The following is a 22,969-nucleotide window of genomic DNA, read 5'->3' on the forward strand; positions in this document are numbered from 1 at the left end:
TATTTTACCCTCTAATCACTTAAATCCCAAGGCTTTCTTGATGCGATTCACCTGCTTCAATGGAAGACCGTGATATAGCAATGATTTAATGTAAGCATTTGAAACGGTTTTGGTCTTTTGGATGCGGCGGCGCTTAGCCAGAGATTGTGGCCATAGGCGTATACTTTGTATAAATCCTTTGGCTGCAAATTTAAAGCCACCTTTTGGTATTTGGTACACCATGAACATAAAATATATCATGGTGAATTTGAACCACATCGGTATAATCATGGGAAATGGTACATTTTTCCAAAATACCTGTGGCAAGTTTTTGAACACCTGGTTGATGGTAAAACCAGGAATCTTAGAGCTTGTTGCTGAATGTTTATGGAAAACTACCGCAGTTTTTTCATACCACACCTTCCAGCCAACTAGCTGCATACGCCATGAAATATCAACATCTTCGTTGTACGCAAAAAAGTCCTCATCAAAGAAGCCAATTTGCTGAAAAACTTTGGTGCGGTACAGGGTTGCTCCACCCGTTGCACCAAAAAGTAGGCCACTGTCAGGTGCTTGGTCTTTTGGTAAATGCTCCGCACGCAGCGCCGGAATACCCCAGGTAGAATATTCGTCACCCGCGTCATCAATGAAGTTGCCAGTGGTGTCCAACATCAAACTAGTGACCGCACCGACCTCTGGCTTCTGCTCCAAAGCAGTCGCTAGGTTTTTGAGCCAATCTGGCTCTGGAGCCGCATCATTATTCAACAAGGCAACCGCGTCAAAGCCGTGTTCAATAGCCCAACGAATTCCAATATTAACCCCTCCAGTGAAGCCCGTATTTTTCGGCTCCTGATGGAAATGAATATTTTTCATCTTGATCTTTGATAATTCTTTAACCGAGTCATCACCCGATCCATTGTCTATCAAATATATCTCAAAATCTTCATGCGTCTGCTTTTTCATGGCAGCCAAACATTTCTTCGTGTCATGCCAGCCTTTATAATTCAAAATAACCACTGCGGCTCTCATATCATCTCCTGTTTTAGCCTGATGCAATCTATTATACATGGTATAGTATATATATGACCAGAATGCTAGTTACGGGAGGTGCGGGATTCATTGGCTCGAATTTTGTACATTATACCGTCAAACACAAGCCAGACTACGACATCACTGTTATCGACAAGCTTACGTATGCGGGTAACACTGCCAATTTACAACCAGTGGCTGACAAGATTACTTTTGTAGAAGGCGACATTTGTAATGCCGAGTTGATGGATAAATTAGTGGCTGAAACTGACATTGTGGTGCATTTCGCCGCTGAAAGTCATAATGACAACTCTCTGCGCAATCCGTGGCCGTTTGTCGAGACCAACGTCATCGGCACCTACACCATTCTTGAGGCTATTCGCAAGCACGGCAAGCGCCTCCATCACATCTCGACCGACGAAGTATTTGGCGATTTGGAACTTGACGATCCAAACCGTTTCACCGAAGACACCCCATACAATCCATCCAGCCCCTACTCCAGCACCAAGGCTTCCAGCGACATGCTAGTACGCGCCTGGATTCGCAGCTTCGGCATCAAAGCGACGATTTCCAATTGTTCAAACAATTACGGACCCTACCAACACATCGAAAAGTTCATTCCGCGCCAAATCACCAATATTTTGAGCGACATCAAGCCCAAATTGTACGGCACCGGCGAGCAAGTCCGCGACTGGATTCACGTTGATGATCACAACTCAGCCGTTCACCTCATCTTGGAAAAGGGTGAGCTGGGCGAGACTTACATCATCGGCGCCGACAACGATCATGTTAATAACAAGATGGTGATTGAACTCATTTGCGAGCTGATGGGCAAAGGCAAGGATTGGTATGAACACGTCAATGACCGCCCTGGCCACGACATGCGCTACGCCATGGACTCCAGCAAGCTGCGCCGCGAACTGGGCTGGCAGCCACAGTACACCGATAACCAAACAGGTATGCGCGACGGCCTAATGCAAACCATTGAGTGGTACCGCGAGCACGAAGATTGGTGGAAGGCCCAAAAAGAAGCAGTTGAAGCAGCTTACGCAAAACAGGGGCAATAATCATGACAGATGTGCCGTCAAAAACTAAAGTCAGCAGTAGAATCGTCTACCAAAATCCTTGGATCACCATCCACGAAGATCAGACCATTAGTCAAGACGGAAACACCGGAATCTATGGCTATATGGAATCGCGAGATTCGTGCATGGTTGTAGTGGTAGACGACCAAGAGCGCTTGTACTTGGTGCGCGGTTTTCGCTATCCCTCACAAAGCTTTGGCTGGGAGCTGCCCGGCGGCGGAGGTGATAATGAAGATCTACTAGAAGCCTCAAAGCGCGAACTTGAAGAAGAAACCGGTATCATCGCTCAGTCCTGGCAAAAACTGGGTGAAGCGTATGTTTGCAATGGCCTATTGACAGAGAAAATGGCCGTTTGCCTGGCACAAGAGCTAAGTTTTACTGGTCGGCGCGAACAAAGCGATGAATTGTTTAGCGATATGCGGTTTTTCACGCTTGATGAGATTGATGATTTGATTCGAAATGGCGAGATTAATGACTGCCAAACTCTGGCAGGACTACATTATTATCAACTATGCGAAAGGATAATCCATGAAATTTGATCCAAACGACTACAACGAACTAACCGTCACCGAATCCCCCATCCCTGGGCTATTCGTCGTCAAACTACCAGTCCATGGCGACAACCGCGGCTGGTTCAAGGAAAACTACCAAAAAGAAAAGATGGAAGCACTGGGACTACCGTCATTTAACATCGTGCAGAATAACATCAGCTTTAACGATAAAGCTGGCGCCACTCGGGGCTTACACGCCGAGCCGTGGAACAAATTCATCTCCACCGCCAACGGCCGCGTATTCGGCGCGTGGTGCGATTTGCGTAAAGGCGACAGCTTTGGCCGAGTCTTCACACACGAAATTAACCCTGGCACGGCAATTTTCGTACCCAAAGGCGTTGCCAACGGCTACCAAACGCTTGATGATAACATCGCCTATACTTACCTAGTTGATGCGCACTGGTCGCCAGACGCCACATACACTTTTGTCAATCTATTCGACCCGGCACTCGGTATCGACTGGCCCATCAGCCAGGACCAAGCAATTATTTCCGAAAAAGACGCTGCTCACCCGCTGCTCGCAAACGTAATCCCGATGGAGGTTTAATGGACGACAAGACGGTAGTCATCACTGGGGCTAATGGTCAACTAGGGCGTGCCCTCCGCATTATTTTCCCGAACGCCATAGCCCTAACTCGTCAAGAATTAGATATTACCGACGAGGCTGCTGTCAAATCATTCAGCTGGCAACCTAATTCGATTATTGTCAATGCCGCCGCCTGGACTGACGTTGATGCCGCTGAAAATCCTGATAACTTTCAGCAAGTCAACCTAGTTAATCACCGCGCTGTACGATATCTAGCAGAAGCTGCAACAACCCACGGGTTGACATTAGTGCATATCTCTTCGGAATATGTTTTTGATGGATCTCGGCCAATCCACAACGAAGATGAACCTTTTTCACCGCTCAACGTTTATGGCAAGACTAAAGCTGATGGTGATCTAGCTGCCGCTACAACAGCCAAGCACTACATTATTCGCACCTCGTGGGTAGTTGGTGACGGCAGAAATTTTGTCAGTATCATGCAAGACTTGGCAGCACGCGACATTAAGCCTTCGGTTGTTAACGACCAGATTGGTCGCCTAACCTTCACCGATACTTTGGCTCATGGTATTAAACATTTATTAGAAACGAACGCACCATACGGCACGTATAATCTGACTAATGAAGGTCAATCAGCCAGCTGGGCAGATATTGCCAAAATTGTCTTTGAAAAATCAGGTAAATCATCTTCAGACATACAGCCAGTCTCTACTGCTGAATATTTTGCTAACAAACCAAGCGCCGCTCAGCGACCACAACAAAGTACCTTGAATTTAGCGAAAATTGAAAGAACCGGATTCATACCAGAAAACTGGCACGATAAGCTAAACAACCTATTTGGTTAAGTTAGTTGTATTTTTAAGCTTGTCATTAATTTCTTTATTACTTATACTGTCCTTACCCCAGTAAGCGTTGTCCGCCAATTCACCGACCTTGGCTGGATTCCGAGTTCCCATTTGATTTGACAACCAGTTATTTCCAAGCCCAAATGATCGCTCTTCACGTTCCATCGATTTTTGTAGCGTTTCCTCATCCAGATCCGTCCTACTCTCAACAAATACCAGCTTAAAGTTGTCTGGCATCAGATAATCAGCCAACCACATCACCCGTGGCATATGTGCAATATCAGCTACAATAACTGCTGTCATTTCAGTGTCAGCCAACAATTCCATCTTTTGTTCGGTACTCATAGCACCAACCTCATCAGCATTGTAGCCATTTTTGATCAGTTTATCAGACAAAATCATCGGGATACTGTTCGTAAAGTTCGTAACCGTATCAACGGAGTCAGGTTCCTCATCTGTGAACTCATCCAGTTTCTCAACTACTTCATTAATTTCTTTTTCACTCTTACCTTCACTTCGTAACTTTTCAGCAACGCTCTGCAACATCTGCTCTTTCATCAGTGTTGAAGTACTAATGCGCGGATAATTCTTATATTCATCCAATAGCGCATCAGTCAACTCAGATGAGCTGGCAGTGTCTGGATCAATATGGCGTGCCTCGTATATTCGCCGGAGCGCCCGCGTACAAACCTGCATATCTTGCATTGTTGGATCAGTGTCAACTTCATGCATCAAATCGTTCAGGTCGACTTGTTTTTCCTCTACTAACTGACGTATTTTGGCATCAGAGGTGTGAATCACTTCTTCATAGTTAAGCCCGGCACTCTCAGCTAAAATTGGCATCGCCGTTGCCATAGCAATCGTCTTATTATTCATCCTACCAGTGTGAACAACTTGCACATTAGTATTACCGGATTCCATCGCCCGCACATACAGATCGCTCACCATATCGGTATTTGCCACCGACTCTGGTGGTAGTTTGACATTCCTGTCAGGATGGCCAATCTCCGCCTCAACAACCTCTTCACCACGAGCAATGTTGATGATGACGTCAGCTTTAGCAACCGCTTCAACAACCTCCTGACCAGCACGATCAGCAAAAACAATATTCGGTCGGTTCTGTTGCAAATGCTCAGAAACACCATGATACGGTACATAAATAATTGAACGGCTCCTTGGCTCCTTTTCAGGATGATCCGGGTCTTTATATAACGCATCGACCACCTTGGTCAGATATTCTTCTCGATACTGTTCAAAGCTGTTAGGATTGCTGGATATTTTTTCTATGCTCATAACTGACTCAAATTTTAACTCATTTTTGTATTTTTGTCAATTAGCTAATCTATTTGTTATACTTATTACTAGAAAGTAGGAGGTTTATGAAAGGAATAATTTTAGCAGGTGGATCAGGCACGCGCCTTTGGCCAATTACTCAGGCGATCAGTAAGCAACTAATGCCAATTTATGATAAGCCGATGATCTATTATCCGCTCACCACACTCATGCAGGCAGGGATTCGTGATATCTTGATAATCACCACACCAGACGACCAGGCTGGATTTCAACGACTCCTTGGCGACGGTTCACAATGGGGTATCAACCTCGAATATGCTGTCCAGTCCAAACCAGAAGGTCTAGCACAGGCTTTCATCATCGGTGAAGAATTCATCGGCGACGACAAGGTGGCGTTAGTCCTGGGAGATAACATCTTCCACGGTGAGCGGCTGGATGAGTCTCTACAGGAGTGTACTAATCCTGACGGCGGTACGGTCTTTGCCTACAAAGTTTCTGACCCAGAACGGTACGGTGTTGTCGAGTTTGATGAGCAAAATCAAGCCATTTCCATCGAAGAAAAACCAGCCGAGCCAAAATCAAACTTTGCCGTTGTTGGTTTGTATTTCTACGATAATGACGTGGTCGAAATTGCCAAAAACGTCAAACCATCCGACCGCGGTGAGCTAGAAATCACCTCCATCAATGCTGAATATTTACGCCGTGGTAAACTGCAGGTCCAAACCTTAGATAACGGTGATGTCTGGCTGGACACCGGAACAATCGACAGCCTGACTGACGCCTCTGACTTCGTTCGCGTCATCCAGAAACGAACTGGCCGCATCATCGGTAGTCCAGAGAAAATTGCCTTTACAAACGGTTGGATTTCCAAAGAAGAGTTGAATACTTTAGCAAAATCACTGAAGAAATCTGGATATAGTAACTATTTCACAAGATTGTTATAATATAACTAACATGAAACGAGTTTGTGTTATCATACCTGCCTACAATGAAGGCGCCGTCATTAAGGATGTGATCAAGAAATCAAAGAAGATTTTTTCAAAGGCTAATGCATCCTATGCCATTGACGTTGTGCTCGTTAATGACGGATCCAAAGACGATACACTCAAACAAGCACAAAAAGGCGGTGCAATTGTCATTGATCATATCTTAAACTCTGGAGCTGGCGGAGCCACCTTAACTGGACTTGCCTACGCGCGGCGGCACGGCTATGATATCGCAGCCACCATGGACGCTGATGGTCAACACGATCCAGAAGATGTTTTGGCGGGAATTCGGCAAAGCGACAGCTCTGACACCGATTTACTCATTGGCAGCCGACTCATTAACAGCGAGGGTATGTCCCGGACTAAGATCTTAGGGAACAAGGGGTTAAGCTTCATCACTTACGCCCTGTTCGGTATCAATGTTACCGACTCACAGTCTGGTCTACGGGTTTACTCGCGAAAGGCAATTGATAACCTCGACTGGAAATCGACTGGTTATGAGTTTTGTTCAGAGATGATTTGGCGCGCCAAACAAGCGGGTATGGTCATTTCCGAATACCCAATCAAAGCAATTTACACTGATTATTCTCGCGCCAAAGGTCAAAACAACTGGAATGCCATCAATATCGTCAAACGACTATTCAAGCAACGCTTAATGGAGCTATTCGAATGAGATATCTTATCCTTGTCCTACTCAACGTGCCGATTATCCTGGCGGCACTGATCAACATCATTACTCAATACAAGCTGCGCAAAGTCAGCCTGGCGCGCTTTCGCCATCAATTAATCATTTGGTTGGTTATCATGATTGTCCTAGTGGGGTCGTTCCCAATGTATAATATTTCAATTGGCCATCCACCACTGGATTCATCAGAACTCAGCCTGTTTGATATCCTACAAACCACCACCATAATCCTACTGTTCTACATCGCCAACACGCAGCGCCAACGGATTGACCAAAACGAGCGCAGGTTACGCGACTTGCACCAAGAATTGTCAATCAAGCTCTCTCAAAAATAGGTCAACTTCAAGTAGTTACTTGGCTTTGATTGCCCTTATCTTTGAATTATCGCCCCAAACTGCTGGCGAATCATATGGTCTGTCCGGAAAAGCTCCATATTGTAACTTAATATTGTAGTGATTGTCTTGTATATATTGTTCGACTCGCTCTGCCAAACTCACCGGCTTACCAGAACAAATATTGATAATTCCTGTTATATCATCCTGGGTGATGGCCGCCAATACTTGATCTGAAAAATCATCAATATGTAAAAAATCATAGTTATTCTTACCTGTTGTGAAAGGAAACTCGGTTTTACCATCAGCGGCAGCTTGTGCGATTTTGGAGAATATTGAGTGACCACCAATATCATCGCCATAGATATAAAAACCACGCAGCCAATACAGTTTAGCGTCACAATCTTTCGCTAATAACATCATGCTTTGCCGCAAAGCATTCTTGGCAACGCCATATTGAGACAACGGATCACACGGCGTATGCTCATTAATTACACCCTCCCAATAGCCAACCTCGTGCATACTACCCATCACCGCCACCTTCTTACCACCATCATGTATATATGAATGTAAAAACTCGTAGTGATGAGAGAGATTTTTCATGTGCTCTGGTGAATTATGCTTAAAACCATCTCGCCAGGCTAAATGTAGTAATACATCAGGTTTTTGTAACGCTTCAAACACATTCTGGTGCTGAGAAAAAATATCAATATCGCTTGATCTATCAATAGCTATTACTTCGTGCCCATTCTTCTTAGCCAGCGCAGTAATATGACGCCCAATATATCCGCTGGCTCCAGTGATGGCAATTTTCACCCGTTACTCCGCTCACTGAGACGATATATTGATGAGATGATTTTAGCTATTGGTTTTGGCCAAAACTTTGACAAAATCATATATTCTTCCTTGGCACGAGCATTGTTGCCAATCGCTTTGGTGGTAATTGAACCTTCATGGATACGATGGCCCATTAGTGATTTTTTGATATAACCAAAGCCGTAAGTATTTTTAGACAGTTTTTCCCACGCCCAATAATCAAACGTCGCTATCAAATCAGACTCAAAAACCGGAAGTTTGTAATGACCTTTGATAAAAGTCACGGCTGGACAACAAATTGGATCACCAAACGACAGAAGCAGCCTCTTAGTAAATCGACTCTTCTTGGAAATTGCCAGCGGCCAGCAAAGCATGTTTTTAATAATCAAATTCAAAGACTTAGTAACTGCAAAGTTACCTTTGATGTCATATGCCCTGGTAAAGATGATGCAGCTATCTTTATGTGTTTCATAGTAGGCAACCACCTCTGAAGAATAGTTATAATCATATACCTCATCATGGTTAGCAACGGTAGTTAGTGTCGTCTCAGAAACGGATAACGCAAAGTCAAAATCACTAGCAGCACCCTTGCCTCTATCCCTTTCTGGTCGAGCAATTACTTTCAAGCCGTATTTTTTAGCGATAGTATCAATGAAAGTATTTGGTGTCGATGTAGCAATCACAACAGTACTGTTATATTGCTGGTTCATAACAGACTTAATACAGTCTTCCAAAAACGGTGATTCTTTATAGGCTAAAACAACAAAAGTGTGCTGCGATTTACTACTCATTATTTCTTCCTCGCAAATTTGCGATTAACCGCCCAAGCATACAGTTTGACAATTATTGATTGCGGCAATAAGTCGTATAGTCGCCAGTTCATATCCTTCTTGGCTACTGGCATCGTAGCATCTTTCCATGGCGTTAGTTTCAAATATTTACGCCACAAGATACCAACTGGGTTGTCGTTACCTTGCTGCCATGGCCGACCGTTCATACCAAACTGTGAATGAATAATCTTTGGCGCGTAATAGCTCTCCATGATTTCCTCATAGCTATAAAAACTTTCAGGCAAGAAACCGTTGGCTTTAATGTATTTTTTAATATCATAGCCATAGAAAACGGTCGAGAAATTATATTCCACACCGACTTTTTTGATCTTGCCTTTGAAAAACACGTTACATAAATCTTGGTCAGCCACCTCATAGTGATTGTGCCGCAAATGCTCACGCATCTTAGCGTCAATCTTATCTTTCATCCATTTTTTGTGATTGATAAGCATAATTCCACAGTTAAAGTAGCCGTCGGTTGGCTTCAAGCCAATGACATCCTTATGTGCGTTTACCATGGTAGCGTCGTATGACAGCGCCATCACATTGTCCTCAAAATCAAGCTCCAGAAGACCATCAAGTGCACCACTGATCACCGTATGTGGATTAATGTATAAAATTCGGTCTGTTTTGATGTCAAGCTTGGCAAACGCCAACATCTTATACCATGTGATATACAGGCCTTTCCAAGCCTTAACACCAATCTCTTTCAACTCATCAGGATAACTTGATACGTCGACGAAAGTAATTGTGGCGTTCTTATAGTTTCCAACCATTTTGTTGAATTTGTTGATACTATCTTTCTTGAGCTGATGTCCGAGGTAAAAAATATTAATTTCTTTCAAATGTTTATTGTTTTTCAAAAGCGACACAATAGATATTGCACTAACTACGGCATAGTTGTCATCACTCTGATATATAACATTTAAAATTCCTTTATTCACAGTCGCAGCCTCCTATTCATTTACTGGCAATTGGTTAACATACTCTTTTAATAGACCAGTGTAATCACTTGGTGTGAAGCCTGTTTGGTGTAGCTTTGATAAGTCCATGTCACTGTTGAGTGGCCGCGGTGCAAAACCTGGTTTACTGGCTGCATATTCCTCAGTGGAAATCGGCTGCACACGGTTACGGTCATGTCCAGCATATTCGAAAACATCAGCGGCAATTTCGTACCACGACTTAACTGGACCATCATTAGATACGTTATATAGCCCATACACAACGTTATTATCTAGGAAATACTTGGTAGCTCGAGCAATCTCTGACGCAAACGTTAGCCGACCAAATTGATCATTAACAACTTTTGGATTGATACGCATATCTGCCAAATTTTTCATGGTTTTTGGCATATTATGACCGTCACCAACAACCCATGATACCCGCATAATGTAGTGTTTTGGCACCAAACTGACCACCAAATCACCAGCTGCCTTACTTTCTCCATAGACCAAAAGAGGCGCAACTACTTCATCATCTTGATGGTTCTTCTCTCGACCATCCCAGACATAATCTGATGAATAATGGACAAGGGTCTTATTTTTCTCAATAGCGATCTTAGCAAGATTACGTGGACCATAGGCATTGGCCAGCCACGTCTTGGCGCGCAGTTCTTCTGTCTCAGAACCATCAGCGTTAACCAAGGCTGCTGCATTTATGATAACGTCGTATTTTGACCAATCAAACGTGTCTATTTGTGCTTCATCGGCTATATCTAATTCTTCTCGTGATAACGCCTTGGCATCTGGAAACATAGCACACAGCGCCTTACCCAGTTGTCCACTTGCCCCCAGAATTACATATTTCTTACTCATAACTCCCCTTTACTTTGTCAATTATTATAGCATCTTTTAGTGATCGCTTGTAGATGACCAACAGAAGTGCTACTTGCAAAAAGCTGATCATCATAAAAACCAGCACACTACCCAACATCGCCAACCGCTCAATCAAACACATAGACACCGCTACCGCCAAAATATCTGTGAGTAGTAGTGTGTAAAATTGTCCCTTAAATCGACGCATAATGATTAGCAGATTAACATAAATCGACACAAAAGCGTTCGCCACCGCACCAATAACCATAATCATCAAATCAAGGCGGAAATTATTGATATTGATGCCAAAAATAATGTTAAGTATCAAAACACCAATCAAATAACTCAGGATAACTGAAAGTACGCCTATTCCAAAGGTTATTTGATTGATCTTACCGACGATTCGCGCAAACTCCTTCAATTTTCCTTTTGCTAATAGTTCAGATAAATTGACGACATTCGGCTGAATGATAAACGATATAAAGAGTCCGAGGAGCGTAATTGGCATCGCCATAATGCCAAAATAGCCAATTTGGTCAGGATGGACTTTATCCAAAAAATACCGCGGAATATTGAGTGAAAACATTGTCAAAAACATCACGACGAATACCGCTGACGTGTGCTTCATGATGGCAACAGCCTGGGTGATATATTTTTTGCATAGTTTTTTATTTACGTTAATAATCTCAACACGTCGCACCCATAACACGTCATACAGGAGGATGATGAGTATATTGACGAGTAGTATTGCCAGCGCGCCGTATATAACATTCTTAGTTAAAATATCAACCACCATGAACGCCCCAAAACCAAGAATCGCTTTCATGGTTAGTGATATACCAGCGATATATAACTTGTGATGGATCTGCAAGATACCGTACAACGAGTCGGCAATTGATTCTAGAATTTTAAAGGTTACCAAAATCATAATTAAGCCTGTTTTTGTGGTGTTATATCCGTTCAGTACACAAAATGCTATTGCGGAAATTACCACAATGAGCGATGCGACAAAGCGTACCGCAACATAACCACCACTTGAGAATTCCCGCTTAATATCAGATACTTGATATGTCCGACCACCCCATAGGGATACTGCCCAAAATACCACCGAAAGCGACAATGCAAACGAAAACAATCCAGAATCATCAATGCCGTTTAGTCGGGTGATAATGATTAGCAATACCGGTGAGATTGCACTCTGTAACAACGAACCCAGCGAGTTCCAGAGATAATCTTTTTTGATATTTTGCATATAATCACCTCACTCTACGGGGTATACATGAAATACCGCTGGAACGTTATCAATAATGCCATCGCCACTAACGACAAGACGAGTAGTGATGAAATTGTGATGATATTTTTCTTATCTTGCGGCTTTAACTCAGCCCCTCGACCCAAAAATATCGCCATAAAGATAATGATGAGCGTTGGCAAGAAATAGCGACCCTGTACCCCGTAGATGATGTCAAAGTTATACGGTGTATAAGTCAGGTAGATAGCTAAGTTAACTGCAACAAAATGCACTACAGCCAGACCCACTGCTAGCCAACGCCAGGAGTTTGGGATGGTAAGCTTACTCTTATTTTTCCCTAATGATACTGTCGCTGTCATTCCCAGTACAAAGATATATATATAACCCATCCATAATGGATATAGTGCATCTGCCGCGCCAAAGGTACCAATCACGCCTCGAGCCTCATCATCACCAAACGATGTCATATATGAGTTCCACAGGACACGCGATCCTCGCTTTGGATGTTCTTTGAGGTTTTGCAGCTGTCTATCTGATTGTATATTTTGAGGCAATGAATCACTTCTGTATTCATATTCTCCTGCGTTATTCGCCATCAACATATTAGCTCCAAGTAGCAACACACTAATAACCGCGGCTATTATTGACCAACGCCAAAAATGCTTCTTTTTTACCAAAATGATGATCAGTGGCAAAAATAGATATAGTAATGGTTTAGACCAAACAATTGCACCACATAGTAAAGCCAATTTAATCCACTGGCTGTGTTGTATATCTGTTGACTGTGTGTATAGGCGTAACATATATGCCAGGAATAACATGAATATCGCGTATGATACTCCATCCGTTCCCACCATAGATTGCTGGAACAACATCATCGGTAGTAGCGCGACAAACGTAAATAGATATTTCTTACCTGGTAACAGTTTAATGGCAAAATAAACTATTACTACTGATGCTAAAGCTAATAATATTCGTGCGACATAAAGAGAAATGACCGGGCTAAGATTAAAAACATTAGCTAAGAATACGCCTGGAACAGCTGGTAAATAGGTTAAGAAGTTGTATGAAACCATCGGCGGCTGATACCGCTCACTTGAGTTTAGCGATTTTTTGACGGCTTGTTTAGTACGATTAAAATCATATTTTTTAGCTGAAAAGCCACGAATCTCATCATCATAGAAAGTTAGTCTCAGCGTATCACCAACAGATTTAGGCAAACTAGCGCCAGTACTCTTTGGGTTAACTGGTATAAAATATCCATGCGCAATATATTGCACACGAATATAATGCTCTGGCTCATCAGGACCTTGAAATGGAGGAGTGATGACCGCAAAGCCTAATGCGCCAATTAACCCAATTATAAGGTAGACTTTATGTGGCTGACTACACAACAACACTAACTTTTTCTTGATAGTATCAAGCTTCTCTCGCACCGTATTCATATAGCACTAATTATACACTTATGTTCGCTGTTTTGCTATATGAGTTCACCCTTAGCCAATAGACTAACCGTTATATAAGAAATCTTAATAATAGGGAGGTTTTCTTTATTAAGATCAACGAATTTTTGCCAACTACGAATCGGGTGCAGGGTTCCGTTTTTCAGATGATAGATGGTGCCACCTGGATCACCCACGAATTGCGGCAACTTTGCTTCTTTAGTCAGCATGGCACATGTTTTACTCTGTAGTGAATATGGCTTTTGTGATGGTAGATTTAACTCATATAACTTACCGCCCATACCCAGATAGTTGCGTCCTTCACAGCTGACATACGGAGATAAGACTCGGTTGCTGACTTTATATTTTTCAACCACTTTGTCATCAACTTGACGGATGGCGCCATTAACACCCAAATCAGCAGCTTGATCAAAGTGCGACAGCGGGATGAGAGTATCGTATCCATCAGAGACATACACCGTGCCGTTGGAAGGTGCTTTTACCATCTTGCCTGGTGCAAAAACTACGTTTCCTGAAGGAATTTTTCGAATAGTCTCACCAGACAGCCAAGCGATAGTTGGTCGCTCGGTTTTAGTGATGGCAAATACATCCTCCATAGCAACTATCGGTCGTTTTTGGCGTGATTCCATGACATACACCGTGCCGTTATCTGACGATTTCAGCGTCACGACCTCATCCAGCGCTCCAGTTCCAGGCAAAGAACGGACCGTTTCGTCTGATAGCGCCAACGGACTGACTGGTATATCTTGTGGTTTTGTCACTTTCTTTTTGCCTTGGTTGGTGATTAGGAATGTCTCCCCGGCTGGATTCTTAACATAATCATCCACTGTTTGTTCGGTTTGCGGTAGTTTATTGATGCTTTCCTGTTGTAATACTCCGCCACCAAGTGACTGTAGGGTTTGGTCAACATATTCAGAATGTCTGATGTTGTGTAGTGTTCCGCTGCTGATCAGTTTTTGATGACCAGTATCCCTGTTCCTCACCACAGCCGCCTCTCTGACGATTGGTGCTCCGTATGGTAAATATTGGATAGCTGATTCACCCAGCACATTATATCCTTGATCGTATTGTTGCAAAGCTAATGATTTGTCATCCAAAACTTCACGACGCGTACCGTTTTGAATATAGAATCGTTTACCGCTGGTTGTTTTATAGCCGTGTCCCATGCGCGGACCATGATAGAACTTATTCACTTGCGCCTCAGTAAGTAGCATACTATTACCACAATCCATACCGTATTGCGCCACCATGGCACATGTTGTAAAGGCCAGCCTAATTCCAGAATCATAGAAGTACACGGTGCCGTCAGGTGATCGCATTAACCGGTTTGCCACCTGACCTGTCGGAATCTTATCCAGGTATTCTTGAGACACGAAACCAACACCACCCAGAGGAGATAATGCCGCTAAAATGTCATAGTTTGGAACAGGATATTTAACATTATCAGACACCAGGTAAACTGTTGCGTTGTCATGAGACCTCAGTAATGTACTGTTGACGTGAGTACTTCCAAACCACTCCCTAAACATATAGAAGAAGTTACGATTACCATACGCCCCACAATGTGCCGTGCCAGGATAAGCCGCCAGCGCTGCGTCGTTTGGTACGTATGGCGTATAAATGTACAAACTAGCCGTTGCATAATTCTCAATATACACATCTCGGTAGCCACAGGCGGGATTTGGATTATATAAAATTCTGTTTACTCGACCTGGTCGGTAATTATAGTTTTGGATTTCATTGCGATATTTTCGTAATTGCCAAGCGGCCTTATTCACCTGCTTATAAAAACCGCCTAGTTCTGAACTACAATTAGCAGTATACCCCGGGCCACTGTCAGGACAGGCATATCCCATGGCATATTTGTATTGTGACCGCAGTGGCCACGAGTCGGCAAACAGTGGACCCGCTGACTCTTTTCGTAGCATCACTAATAACACTTGCGGATTTATCTGATATCGCTGGGCAGCATCCCAGATGATCTGACCAGCACTAATACCACCAGGAAAGGCACCGCCCCCACGATCAAAGGAGTTTTCACCGTTGTTTGGATTCTCGTGATAATTCTGTAAACAGACATATGGTGGACCATGCCAGCCACGCTGTGCTGCGTACTGTGCTTTAGTGTTACCGTGCCCAGAAGGGCCAGTGCCCCACGTGTCGCACGCTGGCGTGTGCTGTTCGATGAACCGCTGCACCGCCGCCGCAGAACCCATGGCTCGTGAGTCATAAAAAATCTCATCGTCAATAATTCTACCGGGGTTGAAGCCTGAAGCTCCAGCTCCCTGGGAGATAATAACTGCAAAGGTTACACTCAGTAATAATCCTAATATTTTTTTCATCTATTCAACCACCACCGTCATACCGTCAGCTACGCCTTGAGACCTACCTGACACATATTCAATTGATACAGTCCATTTACCAGCAGCCCCCAATTCATCCCTACTCACACGCATCGTTTCACATGATGTTGAGCTTGGGCCAGGAATTGCTCCGGCTGTCTTTTTGACGACTCGATTACCCAGCGTAAACACATAGGTACACTTACCATCTTGTTCAACAGCGTTTGTCACAAATCCACTAGCCGTAATGGTGTGTTTATCGACTGATTGCTCAACACTGGTCATTAGCACATAGACTGATCGCTTTTTTGTCTGAGGGTCAGTGCTTGGCTGCGGCGTCACGTCAGTGTTTGGCCGAGCCGACTTATTGTCTGGGTTATCCTCGACGTTCTTTGTATCTTTTTTCTCAGTTTTAGTTTTATTTGGGTTTACTCCACGACCTTGATTGTCAACGGTAAAGGCCTTGTCCTGATCTGAGAATGGCAGCCATTTATTATAATAAGCCGCTGCCACATACGAGCCAGCAACAACAATTGCCGCCACCAATGATACGATGATGATTTTCTTGCGTGATAGTTTAGAAGTTTTTTTCTGTTTCATAGTCATTACCCTAGGCTAATGATACAGTAAAAAACCAACTTTTTCAAATTAACCGCTAGCTTTTTGATTTTGCTTCAACGTGCTCCAACGAATATTTATCAATCGCCGTGTGGTCGTCCAATTTCGTCAACACTGCCCGACGTACACCGCGCCATTTTTCTATATTGTAAAAAACATTCAACACCAAATAGAATAGCTTTCTTTTCCGTGAATATTGCTTATCGCGCAAAGTAAACAGCGTGTCGCGAATCCACCCGATGATGACCATTTTAGTTATCTGAGAAATAGTCGGTAGCGGCACGTCAATACCAACACGGCGCAGTCCCATTGTCTCATCAAACATTCGCATTTTATATTCACGCAGCTTGAATTCATTAGAATGCAACACATTACCTCTGGAGGCATAGGCTTTCATATAACCCGCATTGATGACGTCACGGCCAAACAATTGATCTTCGGCATACGGAACATCTTGGTATGGCAATTCACCAGTCAAATAACTGCGACGAGCAGCTGAGTTAACATCAGAATAAAACGCTACTTTATCATAGGTTTCCTGTTTTTTGATAAAAGAATCTTTGTAGAACAATGTTGTTCCAAAATCAGGACCAAAGCCATTGAACACGCCCATGATTTCGCGCTTCAATAACGGAAAAGTAGTTGGTCTTGGGTCTTGTTTTCCCATAACCCCAATGATACGGTCTGACAGTTCAAACGGCTTTGTCATCTCGTACAACCAGTATTTATGAGCGGGTGTAGCATCTTGTGACAGATAGACAACAATATCACCCTTTGCATCGTGAGCGGCAGCTGCCCGCGTCTTACCGTGACCATACTCCTCTTTTGTGATAGTTTTATACCGTAAGTTCGCGTGTTTTTTAGCATATTTCTTAATGATCTTTGGCGTCTTATCTGTTGAGCTTGTGTCATAGATCAACACTTCATAGGTTTTGTCGATTTGTTGCTTAAACACCATTTTCAATAGATCATCCAAATAGTCCTCACCAAAATAGGTCGGGATAAAAACAGTGATGTCGTATTTTTGTGCGTTACTAGCCACCTATCACCTCACGAATCAGAATGCGCTCAACCTTCTTGTATGACTCATCCCATGACAAATCCTTGACGCTTTCTGAAGCTTTTTTGGCATAAGTATTGATATTTTTGATCTCAACAACATTACACAATTCATTAGCCAATTCAATCGGTGAGGCCGGGGCGTAGTGGATGTATTTGTTTTCACCCAAAACCAAGCTGTTGTTCTCGCCTTCGTTCATCACTGGGATACAGCCAGCCGCCAGCAGCTCCAGTGGTAGGAGTGACACATTCGTGAGCGACAACACTAAACATGCTTCAGATTCTTTGTACAAATCAGCCACGTCTTGGTGAGACAAGATGCCGCGGTTGACATATGGAAATGGTATTTGATAATTCGACACATCCCAACCAAAGAATTCGATAGTGTATTCTGGATGTTTTTTGTGGAATTTATCCAGCGCAATCACACCTAGCTCAAAAGCGCGGCGCTCGGTTACCGGACGTGCGTAGAAACAAATCTTCTTTTGCTTATCAGCTTTATCCGCCAAACGATATATATTCATATCAGCACCAAAGTCAAAATAATCCGCCTTCATGCCATATTCGCTGACTTTCTTTGTCAGCCAACGGCCAGCCGTAATGCCGTAAAAATTCATTTTGTACGTATTTTCAGCCAACACTGCCTTTGATCCCAAACCGTAAAAGTACGGTTCAAAATCCTGCACAAAGTAAAATTTGTGTGCTTTAGTGTCGATATTAAATACTGGGTAGGCCGTTTCCCATCCAGTAGCAATCAATGCGTCAGACTCAGTGTATTGTGACACTTTTTTTACGTTGACATCAAAGTTGAAACTCTCTGACAAAATCGCCTTAGCTTCAGCTGGTGATTGTGGGTGGATTCCTTCATAGATGTAAAAAGTTACGTCGTGCCCCTGTTCTTGTAAGAATCGAGCAAAACGAGTGATGGTGTTTTGTCCACCACTTCCTTTTGAAATAGGAGACAATACCCAACCAATTTTCAAAGACTTCTTTTTTGACTTTTTCTTTGGTGTTTTGTACGGGTGATTGATGTAGTCCGCGTTCATGATATCCTCAATTGAGGCCATAACCTCAATTGGCTGCTTGATAGCTGGTGCAGTCTTCTTTGACAGATATATTTGAGTTTTCCTGACAGCTTGGCCTAACCCATTTTGCCTAGTGTAGGTGTAGAATTTGTACAGTTTACTCATGACTTTTTCTCCTTCTTACTTTTCACACTCATCCATGAACCACGTGTCTTCAGTAAACCACCCCTCGGCTTATTTTCTCTCACATAAAACTGACTGATATCCTCTTCTGTCGTGTAGGCAATTGGCTCATACGAATCCTTTTTCTTATCATAAGCAAACAAGGTAGCCGTAATTTCAAAGTCACGGTTATTAAACAAATCCAAAGGCAAGGTGTAGTTATATGTGTATACACCTTTTTTGGTAGAGGTTATCTCAACATTATTGTCGTCAATGAAAAATCCATCGTCAATAACAGAGGTGATACGGTTTGAGGCTTCGTCTAAGATTGAGATACCAAATGAAACCGGTCTGTCCTCTGGAACAAAATATTTCACTTCAACTTCCAGGGTATCTTTTGGTGTTAATACCTTGTTTTCTACTTTTGTTTGAATATATGCAGTATTTTTCTTTGATTTCTTATCAGCTTTTGCCGTTGACTCTATGTTTTCAATAGAATACAAGTTAGCGACTTCATTTGGATCGCCTGAAGCGACGATTTTGCCAGATTCCAACATAATGGCTTTATTACAAAAACGTCGCACCGACGCCATGTCGTGAGTCACCAAAATAACCGTCTTTTTCTGTTTTTTAATCTGTTTGAAATATTCAAAGCATTTACGTTGAAAGGCTTCGTCGCCAACAGCCAACACCTCGTCCAGGACAAGGATGTCGGTATTGGCACGAATAGCGATTGAAAATGCCAACCGCACCTGCATACCGCTCGAATAGTTTTTCAGTTTCTGATCCATGAACTGTTCCAACTCAGCAAAATCAACGATTTCATCATACATGTCTTCTACTTCAGTGTGTGAAAAGCCAAGCAGCGCCCCATTCAAATAGACGTTCTCCCGACCAGTCAATTCTGGGTTAAAACCAACGCCAAGTTCAATGAACGGAATCAATTTACCATTAACAATCACTTTCCCAGAATCAGGCGAATAAATATCAGAAATCAGCTTTAAGAGCGTCGATTTTCCGCAACCATTTCGTCCAACGATACCAAAAAAATCACCTTTTTCTACCGTAAAGGAAATGTCTTTTAGAACTTCTTGTTTTTTATAGCCCTTAACACCCTTCGTCCAGTTCACAAAGGCCTGTTTGATACCGTTTGCCTGTTCAGTTGGTAAATTAAAGCTTTTATATAGGTTTTTTACTTCTAGTGCTTTCTTACTCATTACATATTCTCCGCAAAGGTTTTGCTGCTTTTTCTGAAATAAACAACACCAATAATGACGACAACGACTGTCAGTACAATAGGGATTAAACTAATCCAGATATTATTTACCGTACTCCACGTGGTTGGTGTTGTCTGTGGAGCAATCAGGCTGTATCTGACATCTTGAATACTTTGCGCAATAGGATTGAGCATCATAACTTTTGCGACCCCTGGGTGAAAATTTGACACCAAACTAAGTGGATAGATAATCGGGATACTGTAGAAACATATCTGTAAAATCACATCCCAAATATGGCTAATGTCACGGAATTTGACATACAGTGTTGATAATATTAGTGACACACCCATTGCTAAAATGAACAATTGAATGATACTAAATGGCGCCAAAAGTACTTTCCACGTAAAGTCAACTCCAGAGATGAGGCCAAAGATTAACACCACAATCAAGTTGATCGACAAGCTGATGAGCGCACTCGACATCGATGAGATGATGATGATATATTTTGGAAAGTTGATTTTACGCAGTAAATCACCCCTGCTGACAATGGCATTCATGCCAACTGAGGTAGCTTCAGTGAAGAATCCCCAAAGAGCAATACCTAAGAGTAAGACAATTGGATAGGTTTTTGTGCCGTCGGTAAACTTCAAAAATTTCACAAACACCAAATACATCACCAAAAACAGCAACAGTGGCTTCAGTACTGACCATAAGATTCCTAAAAATGAACCTTGATAGCGCAATTTAAAATCAGTTTTTACTAATTCGAGTAAAATTACTCTGTTTCGTTTATTAAACAACTCCTGCATATACCAAGTCCGATTATACCGCTTTTTAATCTTTTAGGCTAATCACAAGTCGTCGATCGCGACCTTCGCCCTCTGAGTGAGTTTCTATGTCATTGAAATCATGTGCGGTGTGGTGTACCGTCCAGCGGTCAGCCGCGTTAAGATCCAACCTCTTAGGCTCGCCAGTGTCTCGGACTTCCTGAAACCAAGCGCGAGCTTTTTCAGCAAGTTTTTCAGCGTGCTGCTGCTTGTAGTCAGCGATATCTAGGTTAACTCGTTCCACTGCGGCATTGCTGTTGCGAAGCAGTGCTGAGAGTAGGTGTTGGATACTGCGCAACGTCTCAGCGCCACGACCAATCAGTAAGCTATTGTATTGCGTTGATGGAATTTTTACGATCAAAATATCGTCTTCGATGGACACTTCAGCCGTTATATTTAGGTCAAAAAAGGCCATCAAATCCTCAACATATTTCTTGATGTAATCGATTGTTTGCTGCTGATCCATGATTATTCCTCCTTATTCCTTGGCCTTGATCCGGGTGATTTTTGCCTCAGTTGCTGTCGCTGCACGCCTACTTGCTTGAGGTTTTTTGGAGTTTTTCTTTGACTTGTTTGGTGTTTTAGAAATAGTCTCCATCTCATCACTATCCCCCTTTAAGATGATGGCATTTTGCGCATATGCTGCAACGTTTGAGACGGTTAGATACAGTGCCAGGGCGCCCGGTAGGTTGATAATCACAAAAAACATAAAGATTGGCATAAATTTCATCATCTTGCGCATCACGATAGCATTGATCTCTGACTGATCCGCCTCTTTGCCTTCAGCAGCTTCTTGCATAATATCGCGCAGTCGCTTTTTACTGTCACTGGCGGGAGAAATTTGTTTTGTAGTCAAAAACTGCATCACCACAGCCAATACAGCCAAAATTAGTAAACTCCAGGTAACACCACTATTGCTGACGGCGTGCTGCGTGAGGTCAACCATCCCCAAAAAGTTCTGATTGAGTTGATCTGGATGAGCTACTAAATTGGATACTACTGGTAATTGTTCGATAAAATCATATGCGTATTTAGCAAGGTCGCCGGTATGAACCCGGCTAGACACAAAAATCTGCACCACTCGGTAAATACCGATCAACACCGGCAGCTGAATCAAAAGCACGCCAATTGAACCAAACATGCTAATGTTGTGCTCTTTGTATAATTCCATCATCGCAAGCGCTCGTGCCTGGCGATCATTCTTGTATTTGGCGTTAATCTTCGCCAGTTGCGGCTGCATTTTGCGCATCGCTTTTGTCTGATGTAGCTGTTTTTTAACCATTGGCCACAACAGAAGACGGATAATGATAGTAAAGAGGATAATACTGACACCAAAGTCTGGAATTAAGCCGTAAATGGCCATTAAAATATTAAAAATTGGCTGTACAATCAGAACATCAAAAAAACTCATGCCTCACATTATATCAAAAAATGTGTCATTTATACAGATTAGCCTGAGAGAATAGTCGTTTAACTTCGTTTTGAATACTCTTATATTCCATGTGTAAAAAATCAGCCGTAACAATGATCAGCGCTATATCATGATTATCTTTAAGCATTGGCAACTCAGCTCGAATCACCTCGTACACCCGTCGACGTACCCTATTACGGCGAACGGCTGATTTGAGGACTTTTTTACTGATCACCACAGCAAATCGACTGTGTTTCCGGCGCGGATTGGCAATGTATTTTACCGTCATCAAACGAGACCGTACAGCATCACCATTTTGGTACAAATACCGTAAACTGCCGTGACCGTGAAATCTGTGACGATGCGTTAACATTCTCTTAGTATACCAAATACCACTCCGATATACATCAGGAGTGGTATCAGATCATCGAGCGCACTAAGTATTATTTACAGTGCAATCCGTGCACGACCTTTTAGGCGGCGTCGCTTCAAAACAGCGCGACCAGCCTTTGTAGAAACACGTGCTCGAAAACCGTGCGTACGGGCACGATGACGTTTGTGTGGTTGAAATGTTCGCTTTGGCATACTGGGTGATAGTTTAGCGTTTTTTTGGTTTTTTTGCAAGTATCAATTGTAGTTTTCCACCGCTTGGTCTGTTTTATCCACAATTATAACAGAGGTGGTGTACTCCTGTGGAAAAGTTCACCTCTATTTTTAGTTTCTCTTCCATGAGATGTCTATGCTTGTGGAAAACTCCGTCTATTTGCTATAGTACAGAGTAGATTATGTGTGAGGGTTTATAAC

At 42.8% G+C, this 22,969-nt stretch carries 23 protein-coding genes and 1 pseudogene; 6 read left to right on the forward strand and 18 right to left on the reverse strand.

Features of this window, described 5'->3' with window-relative positions; translation table 11 throughout:
* Window positions 1-15: 15 nt before the first annotated feature.
* Window positions 16-1,008, reverse strand: a complete 993-nt coding sequence (locus tag FBF37_RS03930) for a glycosyltransferase family 2 protein (RefSeq protein ID WP_174843612.1) — start codon at window positions 1,006-1,008, stop codon at window positions 16-18.
* A gap of 53 nt (window positions 1,009-1,061) precedes the next feature.
* Here FBF37_RS03930 and rfbB point away from each other — a divergent pair, with 53 nt between their 5' ends.
* The 3 genes and pseudogenes from rfbB (at window position 1,062) to FBF37_RS04245 (ending at window position 4,033) form a co-directional block, all read left to right on the forward strand.
* Window positions 1,062-2,075, forward strand: coding sequence for a dTDP-glucose 4,6-dehydratase (rfbB, locus tag FBF37_RS03935; RefSeq protein WP_138079674.1), 1,014 nt, complete (start codon window positions 1,062-1,064; stop codon window positions 2,073-2,075).
* 2 nt (window positions 2,076-2,077) lie between these two features.
* Entirely contained in the window at window positions 2,078-2,632 is a 555-nt protein-coding gene (locus FBF37_RS03940) for an NUDIX domain-containing protein (protein WP_174843613.1), read from the forward strand.
* Window positions 2,622-4,033: pseudogene (locus FBF37_RS04245) on the forward strand (sugar nucleotide-binding protein). Before FBF37_RS03940 ends, FBF37_RS04245 begins: the two are co-directional and overlap by 11 nt.
* On the opposite strand, the gene FBF37_RS03950 reads toward FBF37_RS04245, so the two are convergent.
* On the reverse strand, window positions 4,022-5,326 hold the full coding sequence (locus tag FBF37_RS03950; protein ID WP_138079678.1) for a hypothetical protein: 1,305 nt from the start codon (window positions 5,324-5,326) through the stop codon (window positions 4,022-4,024). The pseudogene FBF37_RS04245 and the gene FBF37_RS03950 overlap by 12 nt on opposite strands.
* Before the next feature lie 86 nt (window positions 5,327-5,412).
* Here FBF37_RS03950 and rfbA point away from each other — a divergent pair, with 86 nt between their 5' ends.
* From rfbA to FBF37_RS03965, 3 genes are read left to right on the forward strand one after another with little or no spacing between them, the layout of a single operon-like run.
* A complete protein-coding gene (rfbA, locus tag FBF37_RS03955; protein WP_138079680.1) occupies window positions 5,413-6,270 on the forward strand; it encodes a glucose-1-phosphate thymidylyltransferase RfbA in 858 nt (285 codons plus the stop codon).
* A 10-nt stretch (window positions 6,271-6,280) separates the two neighbouring features.
* A complete protein-coding gene (locus tag FBF37_RS03960; protein WP_138079682.1) occupies window positions 6,281-6,985 on the forward strand; it encodes a glycosyltransferase family 2 protein in 705 nt (234 codons plus the stop codon).
* Window positions 6,982-7,332 (forward strand): hypothetical protein, encoded by a 351-nt coding sequence (locus tag FBF37_RS03965; protein ID WP_138079684.1) that lies wholly within the window; start codon window positions 6,982-6,984, stop codon window positions 7,330-7,332. Before FBF37_RS03960 ends, FBF37_RS03965 begins: the two co-directional genes overlap by 4 nt.
* 15 nt (window positions 7,333-7,347) lie before the next feature.
* On the opposite strand, the gene FBF37_RS03970 is transcribed toward FBF37_RS03965, so the two are convergent.
* The 16 genes from FBF37_RS03970 to rpmH all read right to left on the reverse strand — a co-directional run bounded on the left by FBF37_RS03970 (window position 7,348) and on the right by rpmH (window position 22,750).
* A complete protein-coding gene (locus FBF37_RS03970) occupies window positions 7,348-8,145 on the reverse strand; it encodes an NAD-dependent epimerase/dehydratase family protein (RefSeq protein ID WP_138079686.1) in 798 nt (265 codons plus the stop codon).
* Window positions 8,142-8,936 (reverse strand): glycosyltransferase, encoded by a 795-nt coding sequence (locus tag FBF37_RS03975; RefSeq protein WP_138079688.1) that lies wholly within the window; start codon window positions 8,934-8,936, stop codon window positions 8,142-8,144. The genes FBF37_RS03970 and FBF37_RS03975 overlap by 4 nt, the downstream gene beginning before the upstream one ends.
* Window positions 8,936-9,919: a glycosyltransferase family 8 protein gene (locus tag FBF37_RS03980; protein WP_138079690.1), complete on the reverse strand. Its 984-nt coding sequence runs from the start codon at window positions 9,917-9,919 to the stop codon at window positions 8,936-8,938. Before FBF37_RS03980 ends, FBF37_RS03975 begins: the two co-directional genes overlap by 1 nt.
* A 12-nt stretch (window positions 9,920-9,931) precedes the next feature.
* Window positions 9,932-10,789 (reverse strand): SDR family oxidoreductase, encoded by an 858-nt coding sequence (locus tag FBF37_RS03985; protein ID WP_138079692.1) that lies wholly within the window; start codon window positions 10,787-10,789, stop codon window positions 9,932-9,934.
* Window positions 10,782-12,041 (reverse strand): lipopolysaccharide biosynthesis protein, encoded by a 1,260-nt coding sequence (locus tag FBF37_RS03990; RefSeq protein ID WP_138079694.1) that lies wholly within the window; start codon window positions 12,039-12,041, stop codon window positions 10,782-10,784. Before FBF37_RS03990 ends, FBF37_RS03985 begins: the two co-directional genes overlap by 8 nt.
* 14 nt (window positions 12,042-12,055) lie before the next feature.
* Window positions 12,056-13,486, reverse strand: a complete 1,431-nt coding sequence (locus tag FBF37_RS03995; RefSeq protein WP_138079696.1) for a DUF2142 domain-containing protein — start codon at window positions 13,484-13,486, stop codon at window positions 12,056-12,058.
* A 35-nt stretch (window positions 13,487-13,521) separates the two neighbouring features.
* Window positions 13,522-15,846 (reverse strand): hypothetical protein, encoded by a 2,325-nt coding sequence (locus FBF37_RS04000; RefSeq protein ID WP_138079698.1) that lies wholly within the window; start codon window positions 15,844-15,846, stop codon window positions 13,522-13,524.
* The gene (locus FBF37_RS04005) at window positions 15,847-16,446 is read right to left on the reverse strand and encodes a hypothetical protein (protein WP_138079700.1); all 600 of its coding nucleotides are present in this window, start codon (window positions 16,444-16,446) and stop codon (window positions 15,847-15,849) included.
* A gap of 55 nt (window positions 16,447-16,501) precedes the next feature.
* Entirely contained in the window at window positions 16,502-17,506 is a 1,005-nt protein-coding gene (locus FBF37_RS04010) for a glycosyltransferase family A protein (protein WP_138079702.1), read from the reverse strand.
* Window positions 17,499-18,713 carry a rhamnosyltransferase WsaF family glycosyltransferase gene (locus tag FBF37_RS04015; protein ID WP_138079704.1) on the reverse strand — a complete coding sequence of 405 codons (1,215 nt, stop codon included), beginning with the start codon at window positions 18,711-18,713 and terminating at the stop codon, window positions 17,499-17,501. The genes FBF37_RS04010 and FBF37_RS04015 overlap by 8 nt, the downstream gene beginning before the upstream one ends.
* A complete protein-coding gene (locus tag FBF37_RS04020) occupies window positions 18,710-19,927 on the reverse strand; it encodes an ABC transporter ATP-binding protein (protein WP_138079706.1) in 1,218 nt (405 codons plus the stop codon). The genes FBF37_RS04015 and FBF37_RS04020 overlap by 4 nt, the downstream gene beginning before the upstream one ends.
* Entirely contained in the window at window positions 19,927-20,736 is an 810-nt protein-coding gene (locus FBF37_RS04025; protein WP_138079708.1) for an ABC transporter permease, read from the reverse strand. Before FBF37_RS04025 ends, FBF37_RS04020 begins: the two co-directional genes overlap by 1 nt.
* A gap of 25 nt (window positions 20,737-20,761) precedes the next feature.
* A complete protein-coding gene (locus tag FBF37_RS04030; RefSeq protein WP_138079709.1) occupies window positions 20,762-21,220 on the reverse strand; it encodes a Jag family protein in 459 nt (152 codons plus the stop codon).
* 12 nt (window positions 21,221-21,232) lie between these two features.
* Window positions 21,233-22,165 carry a YidC/Oxa1 family membrane protein insertase gene (locus FBF37_RS04035; RefSeq protein ID WP_138079711.1) on the reverse strand — a complete coding sequence of 311 codons (933 nt, stop codon included), beginning with the start codon at window positions 22,163-22,165 and terminating at the stop codon, window positions 21,233-21,235.
* A 25-nt stretch (window positions 22,166-22,190) separates the two neighbouring features.
* Window positions 22,191-22,538, reverse strand: coding sequence for a ribonuclease P protein component (gene rnpA / locus FBF37_RS04040; protein WP_138079713.1), 348 nt, complete (start codon window positions 22,536-22,538; stop codon window positions 22,191-22,193).
* Window positions 22,539-22,612: 74 nt separating this feature from the next.
* Window positions 22,613-22,750, reverse strand: coding sequence for a 50S ribosomal protein L34 (gene rpmH / locus FBF37_RS04045; protein WP_138079764.1), 138 nt, complete (start codon window positions 22,748-22,750; stop codon window positions 22,613-22,615).
* Window positions 22,751-22,969: the final 219 nt, after the last annotated feature.

This window comes from Candidatus Nanosynbacter featherlites (assembly GCF_005697565.1).
Taxonomy (GTDB): Bacteria; Patescibacteriota; Saccharimonadia; order Saccharimonadales; family Saccharimonadaceae; genus Nanosynbacter; species Nanosynbacter featherlites.

Excerpts from the sequence above, each read along its gene's own strand:
- FBF37_RS03930 (WP_174843612.1), bottom strand. The coding sequence starts at position 1,008 with ATGAGAGCCGCAGTGGTTATTTTGAATTATAAAGGCTGGCATGACACG.
- rfbB (WP_138079674.1), top strand. The coding sequence starts at position 1,062 with ATGACCAGAATGCTAGTTACGGGAGGTGCGGGATTCATTGGCTCGAAT.
- FBF37_RS03940 (WP_174843613.1), top strand. The coding sequence starts at position 2,078 with ATGACAGATGTGCCGTCAAAAACTAAAGTCAGCAGTAGAATCGTCTAC.
- FBF37_RS03950 (WP_138079678.1), bottom strand. The coding sequence starts at position 5,326 with ATGAGCATAGAAAAAATATCCAGCAATCCTAACAGCTTTGAACAGTAT.
- rfbA (WP_138079680.1), top strand. The coding sequence starts at position 5,413 with ATGAAAGGAATAATTTTAGCAGGTGGATCAGGCACGCGCCTTTGGCCA.
- FBF37_RS03960 (WP_138079682.1), top strand. The coding sequence starts at position 6,281 with ATGAAACGAGTTTGTGTTATCATACCTGCCTACAATGAAGGCGCCGTC.
- FBF37_RS03965 (WP_138079684.1), top strand. The coding sequence starts at position 6,982 with ATGAGATATCTTATCCTTGTCCTACTCAACGTGCCGATTATCCTGGCG.
- FBF37_RS03975 (WP_138079688.1), bottom strand. The coding sequence starts at position 8,936 with ATGAGTAGTAAATCGCAGCACACTTTTGTTGTTTTAGCCTATAAAGAA.
- FBF37_RS03985 (WP_138079692.1), bottom strand. The coding sequence starts at position 10,789 with ATGAGTAAGAAATATGTAATTCTGGGGGCAAGTGGACAACTGGGTAAG.
- FBF37_RS03990 (WP_138079694.1), bottom strand. The coding sequence starts at position 12,041 with ATGCAAAATATCAAAAAAGATTATCTCTGGAACTCGCTGGGTTCGTTG.
- FBF37_RS03995 (WP_138079696.1), bottom strand. The coding sequence starts at position 13,486 with ATGAATACGGTGCGAGAGAAGCTTGATACTATCAAGAAAAAGTTAGTG.
- FBF37_RS04000 (WP_138079698.1), bottom strand. The coding sequence starts at position 15,846 with ATGAAAAAAATATTAGGATTATTACTGAGTGTAACCTTTGCAGTTATT.
- FBF37_RS04005 (WP_138079700.1), bottom strand. The coding sequence starts at position 16,446 with ATGAAACAGAAAAAAACTTCTAAACTATCACGCAAGAAAATCATCATC.
- FBF37_RS04015 (WP_138079704.1), bottom strand. The coding sequence starts at position 18,713 with ATGAGTAAACTGTACAAATTCTACACCTACACTAGGCAAAATGGGTTA.
- FBF37_RS04020 (WP_138079706.1), bottom strand. The coding sequence starts at position 19,927 with ATGAGTAAGAAAGCACTAGAAGTAAAAAACCTATATAAAAGCTTTAAT.
- FBF37_RS04025 (WP_138079708.1), bottom strand. The coding sequence starts at position 20,736 with ATGCAGGAGTTGTTTAATAAACGAAACAGAGTAATTTTACTCGAATTA.
- FBF37_RS04030 (WP_138079709.1), bottom strand. The coding sequence starts at position 21,220 with ATGGATCAGCAGCAAACAATCGATTACATCAAGAAATATGTTGAGGAT.
- FBF37_RS04035 (WP_138079711.1), bottom strand. The coding sequence starts at position 22,165 with ATGAGTTTTTTTGATGTTCTGATTGTACAGCCAATTTTTAATATTTTA.
- rnpA (WP_138079713.1), bottom strand. The coding sequence starts at position 22,538 with ATGTTAACGCATCGTCACAGATTTCACGGTCACGGCAGTTTACGGTAT.
- rpmH (WP_138079764.1), bottom strand. The coding sequence starts at position 22,750 with ATGCCAAAGCGAACATTTCAACCACACAAACGTCATCGTGCCCGTACG.